The sequence below is a fragment of the Syntrophomonas palmitatica JCM 14374 genome, from assembly GCF_001311885.1.
GTDB lineage: Bacteria > Bacillota > Syntrophomonadia > Syntrophomonadales > Syntrophomonadaceae > Syntrophomonas_A > Syntrophomonas_A palmitatica.
The window spans coordinates 53,940-67,360 of the sequence record NZ_BBCE01000001.1 but is presented as its reverse complement, the minus strand read 5'-3'; the positions used below and the strand labels follow the sequence as shown (position 1 = coordinate 67,360).

Here is a 13,421-nt window from a genome sequence, read left to right as displayed (position 1 = left end):
CTGTTCCCCTTGTTTATCCAATACGAGGTTGTCTATAACCGCCAGTCCTGACCGAAATTTATCTCCCTTATTAGTACAGCTTCCTCTTCCTGCGGGCATTCACCGAAGAATTCCGGCAGTTCACGAGTCTTGTCTTTAAATATGGAGAGAAGCTTTACAAAAAATTCTGCCCGGTCTTTTTCCTGCCGGAGACTTAACCCCAGTTCGCTCAAAGCCGTGGATATCTGGTTATTTAATTCTATTTCATAATCAAAAAGCAGGGTAAAAAATTTTTCCAGCGGGCTAAACGGGGATCGCTTTCCCAGTCTATCCCTGGGCAGACAAAATGACGGCAAATAGATTCACGTTCTTCCTGTGATAAATAGCAGCCGCCTTCCTGACGGTGAAAATGACAACGATAGCTGTCGCCATCAATGCTTTTATTAAGGGTCACGGAGGTGTCCAGAACCGTAATCTTATCTGCTTGCAGAATATGCTCAATAAGATCAGGTTTGTTTTCGAGCAAATAAGCGAAGTCGCTGGCGTAAAAAACCGGTGAATAGTAACCGCAGCAGCCTTTGGCATCCTGGCGCGGACATTCGGCGCACAGGTCAACCTCGATATAGCTGCGTAAACCCCGGTTATGAAATTTCAGCCTGATTTCTTTCTCCATGATTCGCTCCTGCATTTTCAATATGTCTATTATAGATGTTTTCAGAGCTTGAGAAAAGACGCCTGTTTGCATTTAACTGTTTTGCGGGTTATCATAACCATAGTATTTACCAGGTTGGTAAACATAACCTTTCTGTTAGGAGAAAGGGGTATCAAATTGCAGAACATTAAATCACTGGGTATTTTTGGCGGGACATTCGACCCCATTCATTATGGCCATCTTATTGCGGCTGAATGTGCCCGGCAGGAGTTTGGCCTGGAACGGGTTATTTTTCTCCCTGCGGCCAGACCGCCTCATAAAAATGAAAACAATATATTAGACGCAGGGCATCGTCTGCATATGGTGCATCTGGCTATTGTGGGCAATCCTGCCTTTAATTTGTCCACCCTGGAAATAGAAAGACAGGGGCCTTCATATACCATAGACAGCATCGAATATTTTCGCAGCCGTTTCCCGAGAACAGAAATCTACTTTATTATGGGAATGGATTCCCTGCTGATTTTTGGCTCCTGGAAGGAATATCAACGCTTGGCGGGTCTGTGCAGGTTTATTGTCTGCACCCGTCCCGGTTATGTAATGGATAAAAATAATCCTAGTCTGGCTGATTTACCGGATGTCCTGTGGGATAACCTCAGGGCTTTGCAGATACCTGGTTTGGATATATCTTCAAGTGATATTCGCCAGCGGGTAAGACATGGAGCTGCCATTAAATATCTGCTGCCGTCGGCGGTAGAGGAATATATACACCGTGAGGGTTTGTACCGATGAAGGATTATGGAGAATATATCGATATTATTCAGAAACGCTTATCGCCAAGGCGTTTTCAACATTGTCTGCAGGCGGCGCAGGTTGCGGCGGAAATGGCAGGGATATTCGGGGCAGATCCGGATAAGGCTTATCTGACCGGTCTTTTGCATGATTATGCCAAGGGTATATCTGGCGGGGAACTGCTGAGACTGGCTGATGAACATAGTCTTATCCAGGATGAGGTTGACCGCTGGGTTCCAGATTTACTCCATGCCCCGGTGGGAGCTTATTTATTGCGGCATGAACTGGGCATCACAGACGCGGAGATATTAAAAGCGGTCACCTGCCACACCATGGGCGCATTGGATATGAATGCTCTGGATAAGATTATTTTCCTGGCGGATATGGTTGAACCGGGCCGCGATTATCCCGGGCAGGAAAGGTTAAAATGTCTGGCCTTTAGAGATCTGGACAAGGCCATGCTTTTTGGCCTGGAGTCCACTATCAGGTATTGCCTGGACCAGGGGCGTATACTGCATCCGCAGACCATAGCAGTGAGAAACCATTTCTTAAAAAGGGTATCAGACTGAATCCAGGGGTTAAAATTACTATATACAATTTGTATTTTGTATAACCATATGTTTAGGAGGGTTATTATTTGCAGCAAGAAGAACAACTGGCTCGTATAATTGCCGAGGTGTGCGAAGGGGAGAAAGCCAGGGAGGTCCTGGTGCTGGATGTAAGTGAAATAACTATTATCGCCGATTATTTTGTTATCGCCAGCGGGCGAAATGTTATCCAGGTCAGAAGTTTGGCCGAAGAAATTGAGAAGAAAACCAAAGCGGCGGGATTTATGCCGCTGCGCCGCGAAGGCATGCAGCAGGGAGTATGGATCATACTCGATTATGGCGCAGTCCTTGTCCACCTGTTCCGCCAGGAGGAGAGGGAATACTACGCGTTAGAGACTCTGTGGGGAGATGCCCGGGAAGTGGAATTCCAACCGCAGGGCCTTTAATTACTCAAGCCTTTCTCTTTCCCAGGCCAGCATTTTCCGTTTGGTGTTTATTCCTCCCGTAGCGCTGAAGCCGCCAGGACTGTTTACAGCCAGAACTCGGTGGCAGGGTATTATAAGAGGAAGGGGATTACGCTTTAGAGCCTGGCCTACCGCACGGCAGGCGCGGGGGTTACCCAGGGCCATAGCTGCTTCTGAGTAGGTGCGGGTTTCCCCATAGGGAATGGTATAAACATATTGTAAAACCCTTTGAGTGAACAAGGGCAGATTTGTAAGTTTTATTTCCACATTCCAATCAGAGATTACTTGTCCTTGATAATAGGCCCTATAATTGTTAACAACCGGCTGGGAAATATCATTATCAGCAATAAACCGGGCATTGAGCCCGGTTTTGGCTATATGTTCCAATATTTCTTCAAGAGTCGGGAAGGGCAGAAAAGAGGATTGTACATTTTTGCCTTCTCCATAAATGGCCGCCCATCCCCAGGCTGTGTTAAATACATACCAAACCATTGTTCCCTCAGTTTACTTAATAGTTCAGTTGATTCAAGAGTAAAAAAATTATCTGTAAACAAATAATTCGCTTAACCGGAAAAATACGATTTACGCATTTACATTAAAACATTCTTGTTAATCCATTCTAAATCTGTGTACATTCGTGTTGAATCATTCTCCGCCGTCTATTTGCACACGATATTCACCAGTTTACCAGGAACCACGATTACTTTTACTATATTTTTCCCCTCAATAAGCTGTTTGATCTTATTACTGCCCATAGCAATCTTTTTCAGGTCCTCTTCGGAAGCATCAGCCGGCACTTTCAGGCGTTCTCTGACTTTGCCGCTGATCTGCACAGCTATTTCCACTTCATCCTGTTTCAAAGCCTCTGCATCATAAGCGGGCCATTTCTGCAGGTAAATACTCTGGGTGTGGCCGCAGGCCTGCCATAATTCCTCGCAGATATGAGGAGAAAAGGGGCTTAAGAGCAGCAGCATGCTTTCCACAGTTTCCTTCATTACTGCCAAATCAGGCGAAGCCTGATCCTTATAGGAATTCAGAGCATTCGACAGTTCCATAATGGCGCTGATGGCGGTGTTGAAGTTAAATCGCTCTTCAATATCCTCGCTGACCTTTTTAATGGCATAATGAGTTCGGTAGCGCAGCTGGCGTTCGTTTTCGCCCAGTTCAGAGAAATCTGGTGCCAAATCAACCTTTTTAATCTGATCTGCACATTCCATGACCTGACGCCATACCCGGTTAAGAAAACGATAAGCCCCTTCCACGCCCTGGTCGCTCCATTCCAAATCTCGTTCGGGAGGGGAGGCAAAGAGTATAAATAAACGGGCGGTATCAGCGCCGTAAGTATTAATAATATCCTCAGGGCTGACTACATTGCCTTTGGATTTGGACATCTTCGAACCATCTTTTAAAACCATGCCCTGGGTGAGAAGCCTGGTAAAGGGTTCTTCACAGCTCAGCATGTTTATGTCATAAAGGAACTTGGTGAAGAAACGCGCATACATAAGATGCAGGATGGCATGCTCCACCCCGCCGATGTACTGGTCTACAGGCATCCAATAATCCACTGCTTCCTTGCTGAAAGGCACATCATCGGGATGCGGGCTGCAGAAACGGTCAAAGTACCAGGAAGAACACACGAAGGTATCCATGGTATCCGTTTCCCGCCGGGCCTCAGTGCCGCAATGCGGGCAGGTGGTTTTATAAAACGTCTCAACGTAGTTTAAAGGCGACTCGCCCGAGGGTTTGAATTCTACGTCTTCCGGCAGCAAAACCGGCAGATCCTTTTCCGGAACGGTTACAGGCCCGCATTCGGGGCAGTAGACTATGGGTATAGGCGCGCCCCAGTAGCGCTGCCTGGAGATCAGCCAGTCACGCAGGCGAAAATTCACAGCTGCTTGGCCGATGTTTCTTTCCTTCATCCAGGCGGTAACCTGTTTCTTGCCGTCAGCGACACTCAATCCGTTAAAATCACCTGAATTAACCATGAAACCGTCTTCTTCATAAGCTTCGGTCATTTGGGAACCATCAGCCGGAGAATTATCATTTTTAATTACTACCCGGATAGGTATATCATACTTGCGGGCGAATTCAAAGTCGCGCTGGTCATGGGCCGGTACCGCCATGATGGCTCCGGTGCCGTAATCCATGAGCACGTAATTGGCGATCCACACCGGAACCCGCTCGTTATTAACCGGGTTGATAGCATAAGCTCCGGTAAAGACCCCTTCCTTTTCGACATCGGCCGCAGTTCTGGCCATATCGCTGGTGCTCTTCATTTTCTGGATAAAGGCCTTGACAGCGGCTTCTTCGGGTTTGCCTTCACTGAGCTTTTCTACCAGAGGATGTTCAGGCGCCAAAACCATATAGGTGACTCCGAAAACGGTATCAGGTCTGGTCGTAAAAACGGTCAGTTTTTCATCAATTCCTTCAAGCTGCAGTGAGAACTGGCAGCCTTCACTGCGCCCGATCCAATTTTTCTGCATGGTCTTAACCTTTTCAGGCCAGCCCGGCAGTTTGACTAAATCATCCAGAAGCCGCTGGGCATAATCGGTAATCTTAAAGAACCATTGCTCCAGCTGCTTCTTTTCAACTTCAGTTTCACAGCGTTCGCAGGCGCCTTCCACTACCTGTTCATTGGCCAGAACGGTCTGGCAGGAGGGACACCAGTTCACTGCGGCTTTTTTCTTATAGGCCAGGTTGTTTTCATACAGTTTTAAAAACATCCACTGCGTAAATTTATAGTAATCAGGTTTACAGGTGGCTACTTCACGTCCCCAGTCATAGGTTATACCCATGCTTTTAAGCTGGCGTTTCATGTTCTCAATGTTGGAATAGGTCCAGATAGCGGGATGAACGCCGTTATGGATGGCGGCATTTTCCGCTGGCAGTCCAAATGCGTCCCACCCCATAGGGTGCAGGACATTATAGCCGTTCATGGTTTTGAACCTGGCTATGACATCCCCGATGGAGTAATTGCGCACATGGCCCATGTGCAGGTTCCCCGATGGGTAGGGGAACATCTCCAGGTTATAATATTTAGGCTTGGTGAGATCTTCAACAACGGAAAACATCTGGTTTTCCGCCCAGTATGTCTGCCATTTGGCTTCGATGCTTTTAAAATCATAACGTTCCATAGATATCCTCCTAACAGTAAGTTCAGAAAAATAAAAACCCCCGTCCGGCTAAGGGACGAGGGTTATAACTCGCGGTACCACCCTAATTGACATACAAAAATGGTGGAGCTAGTGGGATTCGAACCCACGACCTCTTGAATGCCATTCAAGCGCGCTCCCAACTGCGCCATAGCCCCACATGCTGTCCACTCAATATTATAACGGGATTTCCCGGCTCAGGCTACTTGGTTTCACCTGAACAGCTCCCCGGCGAGTTCGACTGGCTGTGCCGCCTTGCACCTACCGGCGGCTCTCTGCCTTTGCCTGTCTACTACTCCGGTTCTCAGCCTGTTTCTATAGAGTTGAACCAATAGCAATTATATGATATGCCGGTTTTAAAGTCAAGCCACTATAATAAGAGGTGCTATCAATTATACCCCGCTTTCATTTTCCGTTACAGCTTTGCGCAGTTCTGACAGCCTGTCTTCGGCCTGTTTGTTGAGTACATTGTTGCCGCCGCCTTTGCGGACAATAGCATCACGGAAGAACTTCATGGCCTCTTCCTTTTCACCCAACCTCAAGCTCAGTTCACCTAATACCAGGTTAAGGCGCTGGTCTTGCTCAACAGAAGTATCACGGCGGCCGTTAAAGAAGGAGTCCTTAAAATTCGCCAGCGCTTCACGGCTGGTATATTCATACATCTCTTCATCGCCAACATCGCTGTACAACCAGGATAAACGTATCCACAGCTTGGCCAGTTTGCCGGAGTCAGGCTTGGCCGCTTGCTGTGCGGTCTGTAAAGCCAAATAGTATGACAGGAAGACCTCATCGATCTTACGAGGTTTGCTGTCGGTTAGATTTATTTTGCTTTTAAGGGTCTTGCCATGTTCGATGATTTTGGGTTTAAGGGCATCGCTAATCTGTTTAAATTCAAAGTTGAAATTGGCGTATAAACAATGCGGGCAAACCCAGATATTGTACCAGACCGGTTCAAATTCCTCAAACCTCTGGCGCATGTCAGGGTCGACTCTTTCCAGCCGCATCTTGGACGAACGCATCATACGCACCGGGAATTTCTTTTCGCAGACCGGGCAATCGGTATCACGGTCAAATAGATAGGGTTCATGCGTTTGAGGAGCCATAACCGGATAGCTTTTATGTCCCGGCGGGAAGATAGCGCCGCTCAGAGCCACTGGGGCAGCAGGAGCAGCTGTCACCTCTCCCTCTAGTGCTTCTTCATCATGCTGCTTGGAACCACGTTTTAAAAAGCTGAGTTCTTCGTTCTGCTGGCGGACGCGATTGCTCATTCCTTTCATGATGCGCAAGGCCAGGCTGGGCTGCTGGGCTATAACCTGTTCAAAATTGGCGTCATTGATAATGAGAACTACGGTTTCTTCCAACGAACTGATTGTAGCGCTGCGGGGCAACCCTTCCAATAAGGACATCTCCCCGAAAAAATCACCAGCTTTTAGTTCTGCTACTTTAGTTTGAAAACCGTCAAAGCTGTTTATATAAACCCCTACGCGTCCTTTGAGAATTATAAACATTTCCTTGCCGCGATCACCAAAATTGAAAAACACCTCGTCAGCAGCGTACTTTTTAACTCCGCCCAATCTAGCCAGGGCAGCAATGTCTACCACGAGAGACCCTCCTTATCATTTGTTCCGGATTCCTATTTATGATGTTTCTCCAGCAATCCGTTTTGTCCTGCCTTTAAACAAAAGAAAAATAGTACATAAGGATTATTTTCTATAGGATATGCATCCAGCACCAGAAAAAAGGACAAATGGATTTAATGGAGAATAATGCCATATGGAGGCGATTATCTTGCATATAGATCGAAGAATTGTGGCGGGTTTGGTTGTATTTATACTGCTGGCCTTTGCGGGGGGATGAAATATGAGTCTATTCATGCCCAGCGTGAGATGGAGGCTAAGCAAACCCTGATTCAGGATAGTAATATAAATGATCTGGAACGGTTTGAAAAAAAGAAACTCAACATTATACAGGTTTATGTTAGCGGTGAGGTTAAAAAGCCCGGGGTTTACAGCTTGCGGGAGGGTGACCGCTTGTACCAGGCGGTTGAGATGGCAGGGGGCACAACCGCCCAGGCTGATGTTAAACATCTGGAATTAGCTCGCCCATTGGCAGATGGAGAAACTATTTATATCCCCACTCCGGGCGAGGTTGCCAGCCAAAGCACATCATTGCCGGCTGTGGCCGGAGGTGCTGGGCAGGCCAGGCCGGGAGGAATGATTAACATTAATTCCGCCACAGTTGAGGAACTGGATCAAGGTCTGGATGGCATAGGCCCCGCACTGGCGCAGCGTATCGTAGATTACCGCAATACCAATGGCCCTTTTGCAAACATTGAAGATATAAAAAATGTCAGCGGGATAGGCGACAAAAAGTTTGCGGCTATAAAAGATAAGATTTGTACCCGCTGAATAAATCCGGTTCGGATACGCATGAATAATGTCATTAGCGGTTGAGACCTTGGCTGGGGGAGGTCTTAGGGTGTTCTGGTTTGAAGTTTTTTCAGTCCTGGCGCTGTCAATTGTCCTGGCCTATTATGAATTCTGGTTTCTGTTTTTGCTTATTTCAGCTGCACTGCTCACTGTTTTCACATTTATCCCCAGGCATTCGCAACGGGCTCTGCGAATGCTTCTGGTTATGTTTTTTAGCCTGGCATATTTTCAGTTATTTGCTCCTTTGCCCGTTCCTGAATTGCCTGAAAGTAATGGTTACATGGTTGAAGGCGTGGTTAGTTCCTTCTCTGTGTTTGATGGACAGAAAGCAGGCTTTGTAATTAAAACGGGTCAGGGGCAGTATTACAAGAAATATATCCAGGTTTTCTGCTATTTTAATCCGGGTTTTAATAAAGGGGATCGGGTTCGGCTGCGCGGCAAGCTGAAAGTTCCGGACAAGCCGGGTAATCCTGGTGAATTCGATTACCCCTCATATCTTAGAAGCAACCGTATTTATTATGTTTTATCGGTTAAAGATAAAAACGAAGCAGAATTGCTGCGAGCTTCTTCTGGTATAAACAATTGGATAACAACTTATCGAGAGCATTGCGAGACCCTGTTCAAAGAAGTGCTGCCGGAAAAGGAAGCCGGGGTCCTGCTGGGAATGCTCCTGGGCAGCCTGGAAGGAATAGAAACGGATGAGTACAGCGAATATCAGAAAACCGGCATAGTACATATATTTTCTGTTTCTGGTCTGCATGTGGGGTTTTTGCTGCTGCTGACAGCCGGGCTGACATCCTGGCTCGGTTTGAGTAAAAGGACCCGCCTGATAGTAGGCATAAGCCTGCTGCTGATATACTGCACCCTGGTAGGATGGCCGATTCCCGTGCAGCGCTCAGCAGTAATGGGAGCTCTGGGGTTAATAGCTTATTACAGCGGCCGCGAAAATGCGCTTCTTAACAGCCTGGGTCTGGCGGGAATTGTGGTCTTGCTTATCAACCCCTGTGCCTTGATGCAAATTTCATTTCAATTATCTTTTCTGGCTTCCTGGGGACTGGTTTACCTTTTTCCCTTATTGAAGAAAACGCTGAACTGCAGGCACCCTGCCTGGGACCTGGTCCTGGTGCCGTTCTGTGCCCAGATAGCCATTATACCGCTCATAGCTTACCGGTTTAATATTTTTAACCCGGTTTCTATTCTCAGCAATATTCTTTTGTCGTATCTGTCAGGATTGGCGGTAATAATGGGGTTCCTGGCCCTGATGTCGGCAGCTCTGCTGCCGGGGCTGGCTGCCCTAATTTTGTACCCTGCGGGACTGATGGCAGAAATCATCCGCTGCACTAACCACCTTCTGGTACAGATGCCGGGGGCTTACTTCTGGGCAGCCAGCCCGGGTTTATGGATTATTGCCTGTTACTACATCGGTCTGGGCATGATGCTGTACGGGCTGAATAACGAAAGGGGCAAACGGCTTAGTGCGGGTGGCGCTGCATTAATGTTTCTTTTCATTTTGGTTCTCTTTATTCCTCCCAGCTTATTTAACCGGGGAACCTTGGAAATGGTCTTTATCGATGTGGGGCAGGGAGATAGTATTTTGCTGAAAAGCCCCCAGGGCAAGTTTATATTAATAGATGGCGGAGGCAGTGAATTCAGTGATGTGGTACACAAAAAACTTACAGCCTGCCTCAGACACCGGGGAATAAACGATATATGGCTGGCAATAAACACTCATCCCGACACTGATCACCTGCAGGGGATTGAAACCGTCATGCAGGAAATGCGGGTTCGACAAGTGGCGATTCCGGCCTGTTTGGATTCGTCAGATGACTATGATTATTTAAAAGGCATAGCCAGAGAAAAAGAAATTCCCCTGGTTAGACTATTCGCGGGGCAGGTGCTGAACGCAGATAATAGTTTGCAAATAGAGGTTTTATATCCGGAGCAGAATATGAATCTAACCAATAACAATGATCTTTCACTGGTACTGAGGCTGCAATACGGCAAATTTTCGTGTCTGTTAGCCGGTGACCTGCAGCAGGCAGGTATAAGTAATATGTTAAAGAAAGAAAAATTGCTGCCGGTAAATGTCTTGAAAATACCGCATCACGGCAGCAAAGGGTCGCTGGTTCCCGCTTTGTACGAAGAAACCTCCCCCGACTGGGCGGTAATATCGGTAGGGGCCAACAACCGCTTCGGACATCCTTCACCAATAGTCTTGCAAGAGTTAGCGCAGAGGGGCATAAAAGTTCTGCGCACCGATCAAGACGGGGCGATCAGCGTCCGCAGCGATGGGCGGTTTATAAAGATTGAGCCTTACCGGAAAAAAGTGAGGGATATTTTCAAAGCCTCGTGGCAGTATGGTTTGTCCCATCACCCCGGTTAACAGGTCATCATTAAACAGCAGGCAGGAATTAAATACAGAACAAGTCTTGATAATCGCAATATGAACAGCCCTAAATGTTTTAGGTACGGAAATGGAATTAATGATTATATCAACCCGGCATATTGAATTATACGGGATACTGATTCTCCAGCCCTGGTTCTGACATCATTTTCGTCAAGGCAAAGCAGTTGTCCATTAAGCATTAACAAGCGGCCGTCAACTATTGTCGCGTAGACGTCACTGGCCTGGGCCTGATAAACCAGATGGCTGTACACGTCAGCTGCCTGTACCGGCTGGTGATGCCATCCGTCCAGGCTTACTACAGCGATATCCGCCTTTTTGCCGATTTCCAGACTGCCGACCTCTTTTTCCAGGCCCAATGCTTTAGCGCCTCCCAGGGTAGCCATTGCAAAAACCAGCGGAGCCGGCATGCTGCGGGGACCGTGCAGGGGCTTTTGGATAAGAGACGCCAGGCGCATTTCCATGAACATGCTCAGGTTGTTGTTACAGGGGGCGCCATCAGCTCCCAGAGAAATATTGGCCCCCATGGCCTGCAGTTCAGGAATTCTGGCTATACCCGATCCCAGTTTCAAATTGGAACCGGGACAATGAACGATATTTGTTTTGCTTTCAGCCAGGATTTTCATTTCTTCATTATTTAGATAAATGCAGTGGGCCAGTATCAAGCGGTCGTTACATAACCCCAAACTTTCCAGGTAGTTGATATTGCTTAAGCCATGTTCCTTTTCTATCAGGGCTGTTTCGCTGCGGTTTTCGGAAGCATGGGTATGTACGGGAATATTATGTTGGCGTGACAAAGCGGCCAGGCTGCGCAGCAGTTCATCTGAACATGAAACCGCAAACCTGGGACAAAAAGCGTAGTGTATCCGACCATTGGCCTGTCCATCCCAGCGCTGCCAAAGATCCAGGCTTTCCTGCACCGCATTTTCGGTGGTGTCCATCAAGCTGGCCGGAACTGCCTCGCCCTTGTTCATCAGGCATTTTCCGCCCAGGTAGCGGATACCCGCCAGTTCAACCGCCTGAAATACCGATTCAGTATGGTGGACACTGGCCATGTCAATTATAGCTGTAGTTCCGCCCCGCAGCAGTTCAGCACAACCTGAGAGTGAAGAATAATATATGGATTCTTCATCGTGACTGCCTTCCAGAGGCCAGATGCGTTTTCTAAGCCAATCAAGCAGTTCCAGATTATCGGCCATACCGCGAAAGAGGGTCTGACATAGGTGAACATGAGTCTGAATCAGCCCGGGAATGACCAGTTTGCCTTGGGCGTTAATAGCCGTATCCCCTGCACCTGCTGCGAATTCTCCGATGCCTGTGATACAGTTATCTTCTATAAGAAGATCAGCCTGGAGAATTTGGCGTTCGGGGTTCATGGTTACCAGGGTGCCGTTTTTTATTACAAGCATAAAAAACACCTCGTTTTTATCATGAGTGTATCTTAACAGGTATATGCGTATAATTCCATGCTTATGAATAGTTAAACTAAAATACATAATGATAATATTCCCGGCTAATTATTCATAGCTTGAAAAGATAACAAAGTAATGAGCTGTGAAGCTTACCGGGGGAGGGATAATAATCAACCAGCATGAGATGCTGCACCGGCCTGTGGGCAGGCTGTTATTCAAACTTTCCTTTCCTGCCATGACCGGTATGGCAATATACTCATTATTATGCCTGGCAGAAACCTTTTTCGTCAGCCGCCTGGGGGAGGAGGCCCTGGCGGCGGTAACCCTGACCATACCTGTGCAGGTTTTGCTTACCGCGATGGCATCAGCCGCCGGCACCGGTCTAACATCATTGATTTCTCGCACCCTTGGAGGCGGAAATAGCAGCGAAGCCCGCAATATTTCCTGGCATGGATTTTTCCTGGCCGTTTTTATGGGCCTGCTGTTTTGGCGTCTGGGTGTCAGCTGCATTGACAAGCTGCTGATCTATTCAGGCTGTACTTCAACAACCTTTGCTTTGAGTAAAGACTTTTTGTTGATTATTCTTTCCGGTTCTATATTTACCTTTCTGGCTATTATGATGGGCAACGTCATCCAGGGCGAAGGGGATACGGCAATGCCGATGCTGATTGCCCTGGCAGGGGTTAGTATCAACGTGATTATTGACCCGTTCCTCATGTTTGGCCTGGGGGTTTTTCCGGTTCTGGGATTAAACGGGGTGGCGGCGGCAACTGTTGTTTGCCAGGTCTGCAGTACCATTTTCACCTTTATGGTTTTAAAAAGGAGAAACAATATATTCAGCTGGTCGCTGCGTGAATTCTCCCCCAGTTGGCAGATTATTCGCGATATCTTTAGGGTAGGGCTGCCGGCCCTGGTCATGGAAATAGCCTCTTTGCTGGTTATGGTTTTAATTAACCGGGTTCTGGTTGGTTACGGCTGTGCGGCGGTAGCGGTTATGGGTATATTCGTGCGTATTCGTTCATTGCTTTTGATGCCAGTATTGGGCTTGGCCCAGGGAACTATGCCTATAGTCGGTTTTGCTTACGGTGCCCGCAGAGATGAACGGGTAAAAGAGACCCTGCTCAAAGCAGCCATTTTCTCCCTGGTGCTGATGATGGCCGCCTGGCTTCCCCTGCAGTGCAGTCCGGCCTGGTTAATGCGTTTATTTTCCCAGGATGTAAAACTGGTGGTTATGGGGGCTGATTGCTTGCGATTGGCCACTCTGATCTTACCCATATTGGGGCCGTTGATTATCCTATCCACTGTTCTGCAGGCAGTTGACCGGGGCATGAAAGCCATGTGGCTGTCAGTCTTGCGGCAATTGGTCTTCTTTTTACCGCTGTTATATGTACTGCCCGGAATGGTTGGCCTGAAGGGAGTGTGGCTGTCATTTGCCGGTTCTGAATTATTGGCCGCTTTTTTAGGATTATACTTCCTGGTGCGGTTATGGAACGAACTTACCCCGCGCCGCTCTCTGAGAATCCTGACCATGGCCCCGAAATACACCCTGGGGAGGCTGCTGGTTTGGCTGAGGTTTTAGTAAAACAAACGCC

At 47.7% G+C, this 13,421-nt stretch carries 12 protein-coding genes and 1 tRNA gene; 6 read left to right on the top strand and 7 right to left on the bottom strand.

The features are described from left to right. Positions 1–32: 32 nt before the first annotated feature. Positions 33–212, bottom strand: coding sequence for a hypothetical protein (locus JCM14374_RS14145; RefSeq protein ID WP_242848737.1), 180 nt, complete (start codon positions 210–212; stop codon positions 33–35). A 26-nt stretch (positions 213–238) separates the two neighbouring features. Then, positions 239–652, bottom strand: coding sequence for a hypothetical protein (locus tag JCM14374_RS00365; RefSeq protein ID WP_242848736.1), 414 nt, complete (start codon positions 650–652; stop codon positions 239–241). 156 nt (positions 653–808) lie between these two features. On the opposite strand from JCM14374_RS00365, the gene nadD reads away from it, so the two are divergent. The 3 genes from nadD (at position 809) to rsfS (ending at position 2,414) form a co-directional block, all read left to right on the top strand. Next, on the top strand, positions 809–1,420 hold the full coding sequence (gene nadD, locus JCM14374_RS00360) for a nicotinate-nucleotide adenylyltransferase (RefSeq protein WP_369397240.1): 612 nt from the start codon (positions 809–811) through the stop codon (positions 1,418–1,420). Next, a complete protein-coding gene (gene yqeK / locus JCM14374_RS00355) occupies positions 1,417–1,989 on the top strand; it encodes a bis(5'-nucleosyl)-tetraphosphatase (symmetrical) YqeK (protein ID WP_054691970.1) in 573 nt (190 codons plus the stop codon). Before nadD ends, yqeK begins: the two co-directional genes overlap by 4 nt. A gap of 68 nt (positions 1,990–2,057) precedes the next feature. Next, positions 2,058–2,414, top strand: coding sequence for a ribosome silencing factor (gene rsfS, locus JCM14374_RS00350; protein ID WP_054691968.1), 357 nt, complete (start codon positions 2,058–2,060; stop codon positions 2,412–2,414). Here rsfS and JCM14374_RS00345 read toward each other — a convergent pair whose 3' ends face one another. The 4 genes from JCM14374_RS00345 to JCM14374_RS00330 all read right to left on the bottom strand — a co-directional run bounded on the left by JCM14374_RS00345 (position 2,415) and on the right by JCM14374_RS00330 (position 7,185). Beyond that, positions 2,415–2,924, bottom strand: coding sequence for a methylated-DNA--[protein]-cysteine S-methyltransferase (locus JCM14374_RS00345; protein WP_054691965.1), 510 nt, complete (start codon positions 2,922–2,924; stop codon positions 2,415–2,417). Between the two features lie 167 nt (positions 2,925–3,091). After that, positions 3,092–5,566, bottom strand: coding sequence for a leucine--tRNA ligase (gene leuS, locus JCM14374_RS00340; RefSeq protein ID WP_054691961.1), 2,475 nt, complete (start codon positions 5,564–5,566; stop codon positions 3,092–3,094). Between the two features lie 100 nt (positions 5,567–5,666). Further along, positions 5,667–5,742 (bottom strand) — tRNA-Ala (locus JCM14374_RS00335). A gap of 234 nt (positions 5,743–5,976) precedes the next feature. After that, positions 5,977–7,185, bottom strand: coding sequence for a DUF2225 domain-containing protein (locus JCM14374_RS00330; RefSeq protein WP_054691958.1), 1,209 nt, complete (start codon positions 7,183–7,185; stop codon positions 5,977–5,979). Between the two features lie 252 nt (positions 7,186–7,437). Between JCM14374_RS00330 and JCM14374_RS00325 the strand changes: the two genes are divergently transcribed. Both JCM14374_RS00325 and JCM14374_RS00320 read left to right on the top strand, forming a co-directional pair. Continuing rightward, on the top strand, positions 7,438–7,992 hold the full coding sequence (locus JCM14374_RS00325) for a helix-hairpin-helix domain-containing protein (RefSeq protein WP_054691956.1): 555 nt from the start codon (positions 7,438–7,440) through the stop codon (positions 7,990–7,992). Positions 7,993–8,062: 70 nt separating this feature from the next. Continuing rightward, positions 8,063–10,396 carry a DNA internalization-related competence protein ComEC/Rec2 gene (locus JCM14374_RS00320; RefSeq protein WP_054691953.1) on the top strand — a complete coding sequence of 778 codons (2,334 nt, stop codon included), beginning with the start codon at positions 8,063–8,065 and terminating at the stop codon, positions 10,394–10,396. Positions 10,397–10,500: 104 nt separating this feature from the next. Here JCM14374_RS00320 and JCM14374_RS00315 read toward each other — a convergent pair whose 3' ends face one another. Continuing rightward, entirely contained in the window at positions 10,501–11,826 is a 1,326-nt protein-coding gene (locus JCM14374_RS00315) for a 5'-deoxyadenosine deaminase (protein ID WP_054691951.1), read from the bottom strand. A 145-nt stretch (positions 11,827–11,971) separates the two neighbouring features. Here JCM14374_RS00315 and JCM14374_RS00310 point away from each other — a divergent pair, with 145 nt between their 5' ends. Next, on the top strand, positions 11,972–13,408 hold the full coding sequence (locus tag JCM14374_RS00310; protein WP_157048879.1) for an MATE family efflux transporter: 1,437 nt from the start codon (positions 11,972–11,974) through the stop codon (positions 13,406–13,408). Positions 13,409–13,421 lie beyond the last annotated feature (13 nt).